Source organism: Neorickettsia helminthoeca str. Oregon (assembly GCF_000632985.1).
Lineage (GTDB): Bacteria > Pseudomonadota > Alphaproteobacteria > Rickettsiales > Anaplasmataceae > Neorickettsia > Neorickettsia helminthoeca.
In genome coordinates this window covers 698,156-712,385 of record NZ_CP007481.1, presented here as the reverse complement: position 1 = coordinate 712,385, position 14,230 = coordinate 698,156, and the positions used below count along the sequence as shown (strand labels likewise).

Genomic DNA, 14,230 nt, shown 5'->3' with positions numbered 1-14,230 from the left:
ATTTTCCTAGCCTCTAAATGAACACGATAATACTAAAGAGTAAACAAATGGTTCAGGGTGTACGGTGTCCCGGTGTGGTGCATAATCTTATCTCTATTGTGGTGGCGATATATAATGGTTTCGCAGAGATCTTCAATGAAGCTGGTGTCTTAGGAATTAAGGCGAGTAGCCTGAACGGACTGTGAGATTTCATTGCGCACAAAGGAACATAACATTAAGGAAGTAAGATATCTCGAGATTGTTTTTTATCCAGATAAAGATGATACTCTACACGTGATCCCATCAAATTCTCCTAAGCTGTTGCCACTATGACTAAAGTCATTACGTTCGGGTGTAGGCTGAACTTCTATGAAAGCGATCTAATTAAGGATTTTTTAAGTTCCAATAACGGAGAAGAGATCATTGTGATTAACACTTGTGCTGTCACGAATGAAGCTGAGCGTCAGGTCAAACAAAGAATAAGAAGATGTCACAGAGAAGATCCGAATAAAAAGATCATAGTCGTGGGTTGCGGAGTCCAGCTTGATCCAGAGGGCTATCTTGCTATTCCAGGTGTTTTTAAGGTTCTAGGTAACATAGAGAAGCTACAGCTCGAGAATTACAAATCTGAAAAGCGAATTTTAGTAGGGGATATTTCAGCTGTGGATAAGGATATCTCTCGGCGTAAAGCTGTATCCCCAATTTTGTCAGGACGGACTAGGAGTTTTTTAGAAATACAAAATGGTTGCGATCATGATTGTACTTTCTGTGCTATTACGCTTGCAAGAGGGAAAAATCGTTCAGTGCCAGTTGAAGTACTTATTGCAGAGGTCCGCGAAATGGCGGAAGCAGGTGTCTTGGAAGTAGTACTTACAGGGGTAGATATCACGGATTATGGTAAGGACCTTTTCGGGAAACCATCATTAAGTTATCTAATAAGGGCAATTCTGGATAATGTCCCGGAGTTACCAAGGTTACGGCTTTCATCAGTGGATGTCGCAGAACTGGATGATGAGTTCATTGGATTATTCGTCAGTGAACCCCGTCTTATGCCACATATTCATCTCAGTCTACAGTCCGGCGATGAGATGATCCTAAAAAGAATGAAAAGAAGACATAATCTCAAACAGATTAGGGATTTTTATTCAAGAGTTTCTTCGTTGCGTTCAGTCACTGCTTTCGGGGCGGATATCATTGCTGGCTTCCCAACTGAAACTGAAGAAATGTTTCTGAATACTTATCGACTGATCGAAGAACTTGCTATTCCGTATTTACATGTTTTCCCTTTTTCACCGAAGAAGGGAACGAAAGCTGCATTAATGCCCCAGGTTGATGAATCGATCCGAAAGAGACGCGCAAAGCAACTCATAGAATTAGGCAAAAAAAAATTGCGGGAATTTTATGAAGCCCAGATAGGGCAGGTACATAATGTCGTCCTGGAAAGGGATAATATCGGGAGAAGCGAAAATTTCTCTGTGGTCAAGTTGGATCATGCAGTCGAAGGTCCAAGTACTTTAAAAGTAAGGATAAATAGTTGCAATTCAGATATGCTAATTGGCCAGATTATATAGGCCTGAGACCGGCGACTTCAAGAACGGACGCTGTAGCTGTAGGTCAGGACTCCAGTGGGCGTAGCGATTTCCAGCTTCTTTCAATGCGGAGCCTGAATGGAATTAGATTGCTCTTTGATCTTCCAAATGAGAGAAGAACACGTTCTGCTCTTCCCACCAGGTATTCCGCCGGAATGAAGCCTACAGCTGAAAGGAATCTACTATCCGTTGAGTTATCTCGATTATCACCCATGACGAAGAAATGATTCCGCGGAACATAATAGACTCCTGTATTGTTGGTTGGACCTTCAGCGGTTTCCTGTAGTATTGAGTAGGAACGTTTATTGTCTAAAGTCTCTATGAAACTTCGTATTTCTGATGAGTCGGAATCCACAAAGATTGGACCTTCTTCCCTTTTTAAGGGTTCTCCGTTTATGTAGGTATCTCCATTTATTAGTTGAATCCTATCCCCAGGTAAGCCAATGACTCTCTTGATGTAGTTTGTACTCGCCTTATGTGGGTTCCTGAAGACTACAATGTCGCCGCGTTTTGGGGAATCATAGAAGATTCTTGGATTCCCCTTTATGAACGAGGGTGCAAAGGGAAAAGAATACCGGCTATATCCATATGCATATTTTGAGGTCACAATGTAGTCGCCGACAAGTAATGTACTCTTCATTGACCCGGATGGGATTATGAATGGTTCATACAGCACGCTGCGAAACAAAATGAGGCCTATTATCACCCATAGAGTCTTATTTTTATGGATATTTTTAAGCGTGTTCAGCGTACTTGATAGGTATTGCATCGTGAAGTCACAACAGAATTGGTATCAGTGGAGATGATAATTGTAATGAAGAATTGCTTGATTTGATAGTTTTTACACTTAATTTCCGTTGAGATAGGTATCGCGATCCGTTCAAATAGCGCGGAAATTGAGTTGGTACATGGTAGCGTTTTTTCCGTGTGACTGCCAAAATTATTTCTGGGTGGACATAAAACTGCTTCTGATGTATCCTGGGTGGTTGCAGTGGAATACTCGATAAGTGCGCTCAGTGCTGTACTGTATGGTCCTTTAGAGATCCCATTAGTGAGCTCATTGAAAACCGATCCATAAACTAACTGGAAGAGCATGTTCAAGAAGTCCGAATTCATAAAGACTGTCATCACGACTTTACTGTGTAATAGCCTTGTCTGGTATGAGTATGCGTTATATGGACACCTTATTGGTACTATCAATCTTTTATTTTTTCCGAGCAGTGATCCGAGACTGCAACTTATTTCTTCCTTTGGGACTTTTGCGGTTGGTTTTCTCATGCGGCCGGTAGGGGCAATTTTCTTTGGGCATGTAGGTGATAAATATGGCCGAAGAATCGGTGTGTTGCTTTCAATAATAATGATGTTCGTCCCTGTGGCATTACTTGCAATTTTGCCTACGTATCACACTGCTGGAATAAGTGCTGTCATTATGCTTGTCCTAGTTAGGATGCTTCAGGGTTTTGCGCTTGGAGGAGAGGTGGGTAACGTACTCTTCTTGATAGAGTGTAGTCCTCCAAAGTACAGAGGGTTTTTCGGAAGCTTCGAAGTTCTCAGTGCGATTATAGGTGCTGCAATGAGTAGTGTTGTTGTACTCATATGTAATGCTCTCATATCTCAGGAAGAGTTCTTAATCTGGGGTTGGAGGATCCCCTTCATTGCCGGAACAGCGATTGGGATTATAGGTTCGATTTTCAGAGCTTGCTCAGGTGAAACTCCTGTCTTTGAGAATTCGAAAAAGACCGTTTCTCTACCATTAGCTACTTTGTTCAGGAAGTACAAAAAGGCCCTGTTTGTCGCAATTGGAATAGATAGTTTAGAGGAAACTAGTCTTTATCTTTTTCTTGTGTTTCTGAACGTCTACTTCACTACTAAAATGGGCTTCTCGGATATCACGTTTGAGCTGATACATTTGCTGTTTCTTGGGTTGTTAGGGATTTTCACTTTACTCGCAGCATTATTCTCGGATTTTTTCGGAAGAAAATTGATGCTTTTGATTGCTGCAGTTTCATCGATTATTTTCGCGTATCCGATTTTCCTGTTGATGGAAAGTGGACTTTTTCCTTGCATCATTATTGCAAAAACTCTTTTTGTGTTGATAGTAGGTCTCTCCTTGGGTCCTGTGAGTACAGCTGTCTATGAAATACTCCCTGTGGAGGTTTCATACACTGGCTTGGCGCTGTCGAGGAATATTTCAAGTGCTCTTTTTGGAGGTATGGCTCCGGCTTTTGCGGTCCTGCTGATAAGTGCGAGTGGTACGAGTTCCGCGGGTGCCATACCACTGATTATCGTTGGTTTGGTGACCTTGTTTTCGTTATGTTTCTACAAACCAGTTGAAAAATTTGAACAGTTCTAGGATGGAATCGATCATACTCTGGCATTAAGTAGAGACCCCCTAGGGGCTCATGTTGATTTAGCAGATTGTGCTATAGTCTTTACTGGATTCATAAGAGACTCGATCTATGGAAATTGAAAATGCCATCCGAAGTGCTTTAAATGTCGTATATTGTGATGTAAAGAATACCTCTGAGGAGCACTTTGGGCATACTGGATATTCCAAGAATTCTCATTTTGAGGTGGTTGTCGTATCCTCTGATTTTGATGGCTTGACAAGGGTAGTACGACACAAAATGCTTTTTAAAATTCTGGAAAAATACCTCAATAACGGTGTACATGCCATCTCTATGAAATTGTGGACAGTGGATGAATACAAAAATCAATAATATCACAGGGACTAAAGATCTTTTCGGGCAGAATCTTGAGAAGATGCGGTTCATTGAAAAAGTTGCTCGTGATCTTTCTATTCGATATTTATTTTCTGAGCTCGCTACTCCGATCATTGAGTATACTGAACTTTTTATTCGTAACTTAGGTGAAACCTCCGATGTAGTAAGCAAGGAGATCTACTCATTCGAAGATAAAAGTGGACATAATATCTGTCTCAGACCAGAATTCACTGCAGCTATTGTGAGAGCGTTTGTTGGAAACTTCCAGCATACTCCTTCCCCTGTGAAGTTATTTTCTTTTGGTCCTTTGTTCAGATATGAGAGACCCCAGAAAGGTAGGTATAGGCAGTTTCACCAGGTGAATTTTGAGTGGATCGGAGTTGATAGTTTCCTGTGGGATGTAGAGGCCATAGTATTAGCTGTTTCTTTTCTGAGGGAATTAGGCATCGAGAATAAATTGCGTATTAATTCACTTGGTTGTTCCAAAGCGAGGGAGAGGTACAGGTGTGCCCTAATTGATTATTTTAAGCAGTACAAGAGTGACTTATCGGCTGATAGTCTACTCAGATTAGAAAGAAATCCGTTGAGGATCTTGGATTCAAAGGATCCCGCCGACAAAGAGATAATAGAGTGTGCACCGAAAATTCTGGAACATCATACCGATATTTCGCTTGTACATTTTGATTCAATCTGTGGTGTGCTGCGAGAGATGGAGATTGATTTTTCGATTGATTACAGGCTAGTCAGAGGTTTGGATTATTATTCTGGTCTGATTTTTGAGTGTACTAGTGCCGATATTGGTGCCCAAGATGCCCTCCTGGGGGGTGGGAGATATGAACAGCTTGTGGAGAATCTAGGTGGAAAGAAAGTTTCCTCAATTGGTTTTGCTGCGGGCATCGAGCGCCTTGTTGAAGCAACGACTGTCGAAGTGTCTATCTGCGAGAAGATTGTTTCCGTGGTGCCTATAGGTGAAGTTGCGCAGAGAAAAGCGGTAAAATTAGTCTTCGCTCTTCGTACTGAGGGATTCCGTGTTGATATGTATTATGGACTCAGCCTTAGGTCCCGGATGAAGCGGTCCGAAAATAGCTTTCTCACAGTCATCTTTGGAGAGGATGAGTTATCGAGAAATGAATGCATCATTAAACTCATGGAGACTGGTATAGAGTATACAGCGTCATTTGATGGACTTGCAGTAAAACTAAAAGAGTTAGGGTGTTGATATCCAGAAGAGATGGAGCGGCCCTACCCTTTGTGAATAGTTTCAGTCACCTCGTTTGAACAATTTGTCTGGCCACTTCTGTTGTCTGATGTAAGGATTTTAGAGGAGGGCGTGCTACTTGATCGCAGGTTCCCTGATTTAGGTTGCCCGAAAAAGTACCATCAACGGTTCCAGCTGATGTTAGGTAATTTCATTAATGACTACAGCCTACTGGTAGCACGGACTACTTAAAAACCTCAGTCATGCTGGTGGAGTATTGGAAATTATACGCCCTGTTACAAGAAACCCTTTTGTGAATGTGGTGGCATGCAATTGCACTCTCTGAAAATCCGCAGAGGATCAACTTTAGCTTTGATTCATATGATGCTACATCTCCGACAGCATATACGCCATCGATATTCGTGCTGCAGCTAATCGGATCCACTTTGATAGAGTGATTGATAATATCTAGGCTCCAATTCTCCAGATGGTTCAGAGAAGGTTTCAGACCAAAAAAAGCCAGCAAATAATCGGTTTCTAGCATCATTGACTCACCTGATAGCGTAGTTAATTCAATCCTAGTGATTTGGGTTCCGATTCCTTCAATGTCAGTGATCTGACATGGCGTCACTATCCTGACTTTACCAGTATTTTCAAGGTTCCTGAGTTGCGTAAACGTGCTGTCCAAACATCTGAACTTTGAACGTCTGTGTATCACATAAACCTGCTTAGCGATATCTGCTAGTATCACTCCCCAGTCTGCAGCTGAATCACCGCCGCCTGCTATCGCGACCGTCTTATTCCGAAAAAGCTCAACATCTTGGACGCTGTAAAAAAGCGATTTGCCTTCATATATCTCACTCGAATCTATGGGAATTTTATTGTAGTCGAATGCGCCTGCACCCGCTGCAATGATGACGGCTTTTGATTGTATTTCGAGTCCTTTGCTTGTCTTGACTGTAAAAGAATCGTCTGCTTTTTCCAGATGTGTCACAAACTGTCCAGTGTGATAGGTGGGGCTGAACCTATCTGCCTGATCTACAAGGTTCGAGATAAGTGATGCAGCAGTAATCTGTTTATATCCTGGAATATCATATATGAATTTCTCTGGGTATAAAGCTGTACACTGTCCCCCAACGGAAGGTAGAGAGTCGATTATATGAGTCTTCATGCCTAGCATTCCAGCCTGGAAAGCAGTAAATATTCCCACTGGACCAGCCCCTACTATGATGATGTCTGTGTGCATTTTCACAATGTTGTTTTCCATGCTCAATGACATAATACCAAGTTACCAGCAATTTTGAATGTCTGATTTTCCTTGCTTGTTTGGAATCACTGGATTACTAGACTACAATAACACTAACATATCCTCGGTGGCTCCCATGGATTAGAAGAGGTATCTTTTGTTCACTGCCTGTGTTGTATAGCAGCGCAGTTGATTTCTGCAATTATTTGGTGGGACAATTTGCAAATCCAATACTTTATATTGTGTGAATCGCAGATATTTACAACACTTTGCTCTTTTTGGTAAAACCGGACAATATGCGATTCTTGATGCTAAGGTATTGGTTATCGGTGTCGGTGGACTCGGATGTTCAGTATTATACAATCTTGTTGGTGCTGGAGTCGGTGAAATAGCTATCGTAGATTTTGATAGAATTTCCGAATCGAATCTTAATAGACAATTTTTGTTTGACAATGCCTCGATCCATAAGCTAAAGGTCGATGCTGCACAAACAAGACTAAAAGCATTCAATCCTGATTGTAAGATTCATCGTTATCCCGCACGCATTCAAGACTGTTCCGAGATCATATCGGAATATGAGATTATCGTCGATTGCTCAGATAATTTTGAAACGAGGTTCTATCTAAATAGATTGTGTCATCTTTTGAAAAAACCTTTGATTTCAGGTGCGGTTATTGGTTATTCCGGATATGTTATCGTGATTAAATCCTTTGTTTCCATAGAAGCATCTTGCTATCAGTGCTTCTGCTATGAGAAGCCAAAGCAAGCGATAGATCATTCATGCGAAGGCGGTGGAGTCATCGGTGCTGCAGTGAATGTAATAGGCAGTATCCAATCAATGAAAGTCATTCAGGAAATCCTTCGACTGCATCCTGAGGATTCAGGAACTTTTATTTTCTGCGACGTTCTCCTGAATAAATTCAGAAGGGCAACCATACTAAAGGATCCATCATGTAATGTGTGTGGGTCTGGCCAGTTCTCAAAAACCTGAGTCATTTCCTCAGTGGTGGACAGCTCCATGTGTACACTACCAAGGAATAACTAATGAATATCTACTTGAGTTGCTGTTCTAAGCAGTGCATGTTTACCGTTTAGTCACTTCTTTTTGTGAGCCTTCTAACATCACCTTGTTCGCTCCGGTAGGCGGCGGAGGTGGGCTGGACTCAACGGTATCCTTAATGAATGCGCAATACATTCTTGCTACACACGCACCAACATTACGCCCTGCGGATCCCTTTGAGATATCGATAGTCGGATACATATGAGGTGTCGGGATTCCTGCTTGTTGCAATATTTTGCCGTTTATCTGTTCGTGCTTGAGTGCCTCAGACGCGAAACTGTGTAATCCCCGAGTACCGGAATTATTAAGTATTGTGTCCGTAACGTTTAGTACTGCTTGTACCTTCTCACTTGCTGACGATTCTCCTAGTGTTCTGGCACAGCTTTTGGCTAATTCTTGTTTGAAGTATGCCAGTTTTAAACGGACTGGAAGATCTGATGTTGAGATTTGTCTTCTTACTTCCCTCAGTTGTGTTAATAAGTTTCTTGTGCTCTGCATATTGGTATCCTCTCTATATTAAAGACATTGGTCATGTGGTGATGAATCTTCATAACTGCATTACCTAACCAATGAATATATGCAGCATAATTGCAGCATGATAATTTCATCATATTTCTTGTGATAAAAAAAGCGTCTTCACATATCACAGCCAAACAACGGCATACAACCCAGGTCGTAGCAACAGCAGGAATGGTATTTTTCTTTAGGTATTTCATAAAAACTATATAATCCGAAATCAGGCACATAATATCATATAAATAAATTAAGAATCAAGAGGTTTGTGGAAATTTATGAATTTTTATTGCCCTTACCCCGTCCGTCTTACTCCTGCTGTTCACGGAGAGCTGCAGTAGTGTTACCGTTCGGAGATTCTGTACAGCGCCAGCAGGTGATTATAATTTCGGGTGCGGTGTTGTACGCTTTTAAGTAGAAGACGTCTTAAGAACAAATAACGAATGAAATCTCAAGTTGCCTGGCCAATAGAAGAAGCAAAGAAACTGTTACCCAGAATTGGAAAACATAAAACAATAATTTTCGAAACAGGATATGGGCCTTCAGGATTGCCACATATAGGGACATTTGGTGAGGTGGTTCGCACCATAATGGTGATGAAAGCATTAGAGTACCTTTCTCCTGGGGTGGATATGAAGTTAATTTGCTTCTCCGACGACATGGATGGACTGAGAAAGGTACCAGATAATGTCCCAAATCCTGAGGAGGTGGAGAAATATCTTGGACATGCTTTGACATCTATTCCTGATCCGTTTCGCACCCACGAAAGCTATGGTGCTCATATGAATGCTCGATTGATGTCCTTTTTGGACCTTTTCGGTTTTCAGTATGAGTTCAAGAGTGCCACTGAATGTTACCAGCGTGGCTTGTTTGATGAGCAGTTACTCCTTGTATTGAGAAACAATAGGAGAATTCTGGATTTAATACTCCCAACGCTTGGTGATGAGAGACAACAAACGTATAGTCCATTTCTGCCGGTGAGAGATGGTAGAGTACTCCAAGCAAAGGTGATGGAACTAAAAGAGAACTCCATAATCTATGAAGATCCAAGTACTGGTGCGTTGATGGAATCCGGAGTTACCGGAGGTGCCTGCAAGTTACAGTGGAAAGTGGATTGGGGAATGCGTTGGGCAGCTTTGGGTGTGGATTTTGAATTCCATGGGAAAGATCTAACACCTTCTGCAGTGCTTTCCGCGAAGATTGCAAAGATACTTGGAAGTACGCCTCCTGAGCTTTCTGTGTATGAGCTCTTTCTCGATGAAGAAGGTAAAAAGATCTCGAAGTCCAAGGGTAACGGGCTGACAATAGAAGAATGGCTTACTTATGCTCCTTGGGAAAGTCTTGCATTCTTCATGTTCCAGCACCCGAAGAGGGCGAAAAGATTATATTTTGATATCATTCCGAAAAACGTCGATGACTATTTACGTTTCCTACAATCGTTCAGCAAGGGTGATCTGACGAACCCTCTCAGTTTTATTGATGCCAAGGATAAAGAAATAGCCAAAGGTATTACATATTCCCTGCTTTTGAATTTGGCCTCTGCGTGTAATCCTGAGAATCCTGGTGTCCTATGGGGATTTATACAGCGCTACAATCCGCTTGTTGCGCCTGAGAATAGTCCTCTATTGGATAGATTGGTCAAACATGCGATTTCGTACTATCGAGATTTTGTAGAGCCGAGCAAAAATTACAGAAAGCCAACTGAAAACGAATTTAAGGCGCTCATGCTGTTAGCGGATGAATTAAAAAAAATCCCTGGTGACGCTATAGCTGAGGAGATACAACAACTCGTTTACTCAGTCGGAAAAGAAAGTGGATATTCATCAGATATCAAAGTGTGGTTTCAGGTGTTGTACCAAATATTGCTTGGGCAATCTGAGGGTCCACGCATTGGATCTTTTATTGCTTTATACGGAGTAGCTAATACTATCGCAATGATAGAGAAAGTTGTCCTCAGATAGGGCTGTGTTGCGTTGATACCTGAAGTCCCTGTAATCTGATGGTGCAGCTGTGTGGACTGATTAGAGTTGAGGTAGGCTGGTTTATGCCAATCTGGAATTTAAGATGAACTGTGTATATCAATTGAGATAAAGGTGCTTTATTTATTTGAGCTGGGCTCATCACGCGTTGAGAAGGTATGTCCATCTTAGAGTCTGTTGTGCATACTTGTATGCTGGTCGTGTCACTGTCGGACCCAGTTTGCATTATGTTCTATCTCGAGTCACGTGCTTTGCGATCCAAATATTTTCTGCTTAGAAGCATGAAATTTAATTCGATCCATGGTGTTTGATTCGCGTTTGTCGGATATAGTGCATGTCTTTTTCATTCTGTTATAGTTGTCTTAGTAGTTTAGCCACTGACTGCATAGAGAATTTCATGAGAAACATTAGGAACTTCGCAATTATTGCCCACATAGATCATGGTAAGTCCACTCTTGCGGATAGGTTGATGGAAGAGTGTTGCGCTATCGATCCGAGAAAGATGAAAGCGCAATTACTGGATTCAATGAAAATAGAGCGAGAACGCGGTATTACGATCAAGTCCCAGACTGTAATGCTTAAGTATAGAGCAAAAAATGGTCAGGGTTATATACTGAATCTTATGGATACGCCAGGGCATGTAGATTTTTCATATGAAGTTAGTAGGTCTCTTGCTGCATGTGAGGGTTCGCTTCTTGTCGTGGATGCAACACAGGGCGTGGAAGCGCAGACCTTAGCTAATGTATACAAAGCTATAGATAATGATCAAACTATTATTCCCGTGATCAATAAGGTCGATCTGGATTCCGCTGAGCCAGAAAGGGTCAAAGCGCAAATAAGAGAAGTAATAGGGATAAGTACAGATAATGCCGTCGAAGTATCCGCTAAAACGGGTCTAGGTATTACCGATTTGCTCGAAAGCATCGTTAAGTATATCCCTCCCCCGGAAGGAGATCCGGAAAAATACTTACAGGCACTACTCGTCGATAGTTGGTACGATATTTATCTGGGAGTAGTAATACTTGTCAGAGTGAAAAATGGCACGATCAAAAGTGGTATGAACATCGAAATGATGTCAACTAAACATAGGTACGCTGTGGAAACAGTTGGAATCTTTACACCAGAAAAAAAGAATGTGCCAGAGCTCAAAGCTGGAGAAATCGGATTTTTCACTGCCTCAATAAAGGATGTCAGTGATTGTAATATCGGTGACACTATAATAGATAGTAGAAATCCTTGTCCAGAACTTCTTCCTGGTTTTAAGAAGCTTCAACCTGTTGTGTTTTGTAGTCTGTTTCCGGTTAGTGCAGACGAGTTCGAAAAGTTACGTCAAAGCTTGGAGAAATTACATCTAAATGATTCCAGTTTCACTTTCGAGCCTGAGGCGTCTTCTGCTTTGGGACACGGCTTTAGGTGCGGTTTCCTTGGAATGCTCCACTTGGAGGTGATCACTGAAAGATTAGATGAAGAATTCGATCTAGCTCTAGTTCTCACAGCACCTAGTGTAGTCTACAGAATCCATATGAGGAATGGTTCAGTTCTGGAACTTTATAATCCTACAGCGATGCCAGATCCAAGTAAGATCGAGAAGATTGAAGAACCCTGGATCAAGGCCTCCATAATGTTGCCTGGAGATTATATAGGTGAAGTGATCAATCTGTGTAATGAGAAGAGAGGAGAACAAATTGATCTCGGATATGTGGATAATAAGGCTATACTCACCTATCGCCTGCCTCTTTCTGAGATAGTCTTCGACTTCTATGATAGATTGAAGTCCATGTCAAAGGGTTACGCAAGCCTAGATTGGGAAATCTCTGAATATCAGGCCAATGACTTGGTAAAGCTTAGTATCCTGATCAATGGTGAGGAAGCAGATGCGCTTTCTATTCTTGTCTACCGGCCAAGCGCTGATAGACGTGGTAGAGAAATTTGTGAGCGCTTGAAAGATTTGATTCCTAGACAGCAATATAAAATCGCTATACAGGCTGCGATAGGAGGTAAAGTCGTGGCGAGAGAGACTGTGAATCCTTATAGAAAAGATGTCACTGCAAAGTTATACGGTGGTGACAGAACAAGAAGAATGAAGCTCTTAGAAAAACAGAAAAAGGGTAAGAAAAGAATGCACAGCATAGGCAAAGCAAATATTCCTCAAAAAGCTTTCATAGAGGCGCTTAAAATAAAGCCGTAAATAGAGATCCGTATTGTTGTAAATTTGAATATTACCTTCGTAAGGTTCAATAGTTTTGTTGTTGGGATCAAATTAATTTTTAATGTTCTCTATGAAATTCTAAAAGATGATGATGTATAAGGAAATAAATAGTGATTTAATACTCTTCATTTAGAATCCTCCAAAACACTGATGTTGGAGGAAGTAAGTAATGGGTAAGATAGTGCTGTGGTGTTTCATGCTGTGCTGCTTGTTTACGACTGATCAAGCTTATGCCAAGAAAAGTAGCGGCAGCGATGATAGTATAGTGTCGTACGTAATTTGTAATATAGTCAAGCAACTTTCAGGACCGATTTCGCAAGCGATAGCTACACTTGTGATTATTATCACAGGATATAGCTTTTTTGTTGGTAAGGTCTCTATAGGTATGTTGTTCATAGTTGCAGCTGGGATAATGTTCGTCTTTGGTGCACAGACCATCATGGGCTGGATACTTGGATCGGATTATCAGTGCACATCAGGTAAAGTCGTGAGCGGCAAGAGCAGGGCTACGTCTAAATGAGGCGCTTCTTTATGTGAGTACCAAAATTCTCAGGAGCGGTGGATTCTGTCGCTCCTCGGTTGTTGCTCTTGAACCGTGTGCTGCGCAGATGATATGTTTAAACTACCATTCGACACGAATTCTTTTTTGTAAGGGGTGTAATATACTTAAATAATCCTATACTGCTATGCATTCCAACTAGACGCTATCATAGATTTTTCAGTTTTGGTGACGTACAATCCATCTGAATGTAGTTAGGAATGTTCAGAAATGAAAAAAATAGTTTTGCTGTGTTTGATGGTGTTTTTCTGTTTTGGAGTACAATTTGTTGATGCTGCTGCTGTTCCAAATAATGATAATGTCGTATCACGTGTAATTTGTAATATAGTCAAGCAACTTTCAGGACCGATTTCGCAAGCGATAGCTACACTTGTGATTATTATCACAGGATATAGCTTTTTTGTTGGTAAGGTCTCTATAGGTATGTTGTTCATAGTTGCAGCTGGGATAATGTTCGTCTTTGGTGCACAGACCATCATGGGCTGGATACTTGGATTGGATTATGATTATCAATGTATGGGAGGGCAAGTTGCGCTGAGTCGGGGAGCCGCCGTCACCCCATGAGGCGCTTCTTTATGTGAGTACCAAAATTCTCAGGAGCGGTGGATTCTGTCGCTCCTCGGTTGTTGCTCTTGAACCGTGTGCTGCGCAGATGATATGTTTAAACTACCATTCGACACGAATTCTTTTTTGTAAGGGGTGTAATATACTTAAATAATCCTATACTGCTATGCATTCCAACTAGACGCTATCATAGATTTTTCAGTTTTGGTGACGTACAATCCATCTGAATGTAGTTAAAAATGTTCAGAAATGAAAAAAATAGTTTTGCTGTGTTTGATGGTGTTTTTCTGTTTTGGAGCGCAATTTGCTTGTGCTGATGAGCCAACGGGCGATGATAGTATAGTGTCGTACGTAATTTGTAATATAGTCAAGCAACTTTCAGGACCGATTTCGCAAGCGATAGCTACACTTGTGATTATTATCACAGGATATAGCTTTTTTGTTGGTAAGGTCTCTATAGGTATGTTGTTCATAGTTGCAGCTGGGATAATGTTCGTCTTTGGTGCACAGACCATCATGGGCTGGATACTTGGATTTGATTATCAGTGCACATCAGGTAAAGTCGTGAAGGGCAAGTAGTGAAATAGATGATTGATCTTCTCCATTTCTTG

14 protein-coding genes are annotated in these 14,230 nt (G+C 41.4%); 11 read left to right on the top strand and 3 right to left on the bottom strand.

Features of this window, described 5'->3' with window-relative positions; translation table 11 throughout:
* Nucleotides 1–17 precede the first annotated feature (17 nt).
* Both NHE_RS04370 and mtaB read left to right on the top strand, forming a co-directional pair.
* Nucleotides 18–185, top strand: a complete 168-nt coding sequence (locus NHE_RS04370; protein ID WP_156927354.1) for a hypothetical protein — start codon at nt 18–20, stop codon at nt 183–185.
* Between the two features lie 123 nt (nt 186–308).
* Nucleotides 309–1,550 carry a tRNA (N(6)-L-threonylcarbamoyladenosine(37)-C(2))-methylthiotransferase MtaB gene (gene mtaB, locus NHE_RS03340; RefSeq protein ID WP_038559980.1) on the top strand — a complete coding sequence of 414 codons (1,242 nt, stop codon included), beginning with the start codon at nt 309–311 and terminating at the stop codon, nt 1,548–1,550.
* Between the two features lie 43 nt (nt 1,551–1,593).
* On the opposite strand, the gene lepB is transcribed toward mtaB, so the two are convergent.
* On the bottom strand, nt 1,594–2,337 hold the full coding sequence (gene lepB / locus NHE_RS03335; protein ID WP_084473297.1) for a signal peptidase I: 744 nt from the start codon (nt 2,335–2,337) through the stop codon (nt 1,594–1,596).
* A 324-nt stretch (nt 2,338–2,661) separates the two neighbouring features.
* On the opposite strand from lepB, the gene NHE_RS03325 reads away from it, so the two are divergent.
* The 3 genes from NHE_RS03325 to hisS all read left to right on the top strand — a co-directional run bounded on the left by NHE_RS03325 (nt 2,662) and on the right by hisS (nt 5,510).
* A complete protein-coding gene (locus NHE_RS03325; protein WP_038559976.1) occupies nt 2,662–3,921 on the top strand; it encodes an MFS transporter in 1,260 nt (419 codons plus the stop codon).
* A 106-nt stretch (nt 3,922–4,027) separates the two neighbouring features.
* A complete protein-coding gene (locus NHE_RS03320) occupies nt 4,028–4,288 on the top strand; it encodes a BolA family protein (protein ID WP_038559974.1) in 261 nt (86 codons plus the stop codon).
* Nucleotides 4,269–5,510 (top strand): histidine--tRNA ligase, encoded by a 1,242-nt coding sequence (gene hisS / locus NHE_RS03315; protein ID WP_038559971.1) that lies wholly within the window; start codon nt 4,269–4,271, stop codon nt 5,508–5,510. The genes NHE_RS03320 and hisS overlap by 20 nt, the downstream gene beginning before the upstream one ends.
* A gap of 223 nt (nt 5,511–5,733) precedes the next feature.
* On the opposite strand, the gene NHE_RS03310 is transcribed toward hisS, so the two are convergent.
* Nucleotides 5,734–6,735 carry an NAD(P)/FAD-dependent oxidoreductase gene (locus tag NHE_RS03310; RefSeq protein ID WP_038560689.1) on the bottom strand — a complete coding sequence of 334 codons (1,002 nt, stop codon included), beginning with the start codon at nt 6,733–6,735 and terminating at the stop codon, nt 5,734–5,736.
* 244 nt (nt 6,736–6,979) lie between these two features.
* Between NHE_RS03310 and NHE_RS03305 the strand changes: the two genes are divergently transcribed.
* Entirely contained in the window at nt 6,980–7,726 is a 747-nt protein-coding gene (locus NHE_RS03305; RefSeq protein ID WP_038559970.1) for a HesA/MoeB/ThiF family protein, read from the top strand.
* 93 nt (nt 7,727–7,819) lie between these two features.
* Here NHE_RS03305 and NHE_RS03300 read toward each other — a convergent pair whose 3' ends face one another.
* The gene (locus tag NHE_RS03300) at nt 7,820–8,293 is read right to left on the bottom strand and encodes a hypothetical protein (protein ID WP_038559967.1); all 474 of its coding nucleotides are present in this window, start codon (nt 8,291–8,293) and stop codon (nt 7,820–7,822) included.
* A gap of 458 nt (nt 8,294–8,751) precedes the next feature.
* Between NHE_RS03300 and NHE_RS03295 the strand changes: the two genes are divergently transcribed.
* The 5 genes from NHE_RS03295 to NHE_RS03275 all read left to right on the top strand — a co-directional run bounded on the left by NHE_RS03295 (nt 8,752) and on the right by NHE_RS03275 (nt 14,198).
* On the top strand, nt 8,752–10,269 hold the full coding sequence (locus NHE_RS03295) for a lysine--tRNA ligase (protein ID WP_038559965.1): 1,518 nt from the start codon (nt 8,752–8,754) through the stop codon (nt 10,267–10,269).
* Between the two features lie 415 nt (nt 10,270–10,684).
* Nucleotides 10,685–12,475, top strand: coding sequence for a translation elongation factor 4 (gene lepA / locus NHE_RS03290; RefSeq protein WP_038559963.1), 1,791 nt, complete (start codon nt 10,685–10,687; stop codon nt 12,473–12,475).
* 190 nt (nt 12,476–12,665) lie between these two features.
* On the top strand, nt 12,666–13,016 hold the full coding sequence (locus NHE_RS03285; RefSeq protein ID WP_038559960.1) for a TrbC/VirB2 family protein: 351 nt from the start codon (nt 12,666–12,668) through the stop codon (nt 13,014–13,016).
* A gap of 249 nt (nt 13,017–13,265) precedes the next feature.
* A complete protein-coding gene (locus NHE_RS03280) occupies nt 13,266–13,619 on the top strand; it encodes a TrbC/VirB2 family protein (RefSeq protein ID WP_038559957.1) in 354 nt (117 codons plus the stop codon).
* Between the two features lie 249 nt (nt 13,620–13,868).
* Nucleotides 13,869–14,198 carry a TrbC/VirB2 family protein gene (locus NHE_RS03275; RefSeq protein WP_038559954.1) on the top strand — a complete coding sequence of 110 codons (330 nt, stop codon included), beginning with the start codon at nt 13,869–13,871 and terminating at the stop codon, nt 14,196–14,198.
* Nucleotides 14,199–14,230: the final 32 nt, after the last annotated feature.

Coding starts and splice junctions, on each gene's coding strand:
- mtaB (WP_038559980.1), top strand. CDS start 309: ATGACTAAAGTCATTACGTTCGGGTGTAGGCTGAACTTCTATGAAAGC.
- hisS (WP_038559971.1), top strand. CDS start 4,269: ATGAATACAAAAATCAATAATATCACAGGGACTAAAGATCTTTTCGGG.
- NHE_RS03325 (WP_038559976.1), top strand. CDS start 2,662: ATGTTCAAGAAGTCCGAATTCATAAAGACTGTCATCACGACTTTACTG.
- NHE_RS03280 (WP_038559957.1), top strand. CDS start 13,266: ATGAAAAAAATAGTTTTGCTGTGTTTGATGGTGTTTTTCTGTTTTGGA.
- NHE_RS03310 (WP_038560689.1), bottom strand. CDS start 6,735: ATGCACACAGACATCATCATAGTAGGGGCTGGTCCAGTGGGAATATTT.
- NHE_RS03320 (WP_038559974.1), top strand. CDS start 4,028: ATGGAAATTGAAAATGCCATCCGAAGTGCTTTAAATGTCGTATATTGT.
- NHE_RS03285 (WP_038559960.1), top strand. CDS start 12,666: ATGGGTAAGATAGTGCTGTGGTGTTTCATGCTGTGCTGCTTGTTTACG.
- lepA (WP_038559963.1), top strand. CDS start 10,685: ATGAGAAACATTAGGAACTTCGCAATTATTGCCCACATAGATCATGGT.
- NHE_RS03300 (WP_038559967.1), bottom strand. CDS start 8,293: ATGCAGAGCACAAGAAACTTATTAACACAACTGAGGGAAGTAAGAAGA.
- NHE_RS04370 (WP_156927354.1), top strand. CDS start 18: ATGAACACGATAATACTAAAGAGTAAACAAATGGTTCAGGGTGTACGG.
- NHE_RS03295 (WP_038559965.1), top strand. CDS start 8,752: ATGAAATCTCAAGTTGCCTGGCCAATAGAAGAAGCAAAGAAACTGTTA.
- lepB (WP_084473297.1), bottom strand. CDS start 2,337: ATGCAATACCTATCAAGTACGCTGAACACGCTTAAAAATATCCATAAA.
- NHE_RS03275 (WP_038559954.1), top strand. CDS start 13,869: ATGAAAAAAATAGTTTTGCTGTGTTTGATGGTGTTTTTCTGTTTTGGA.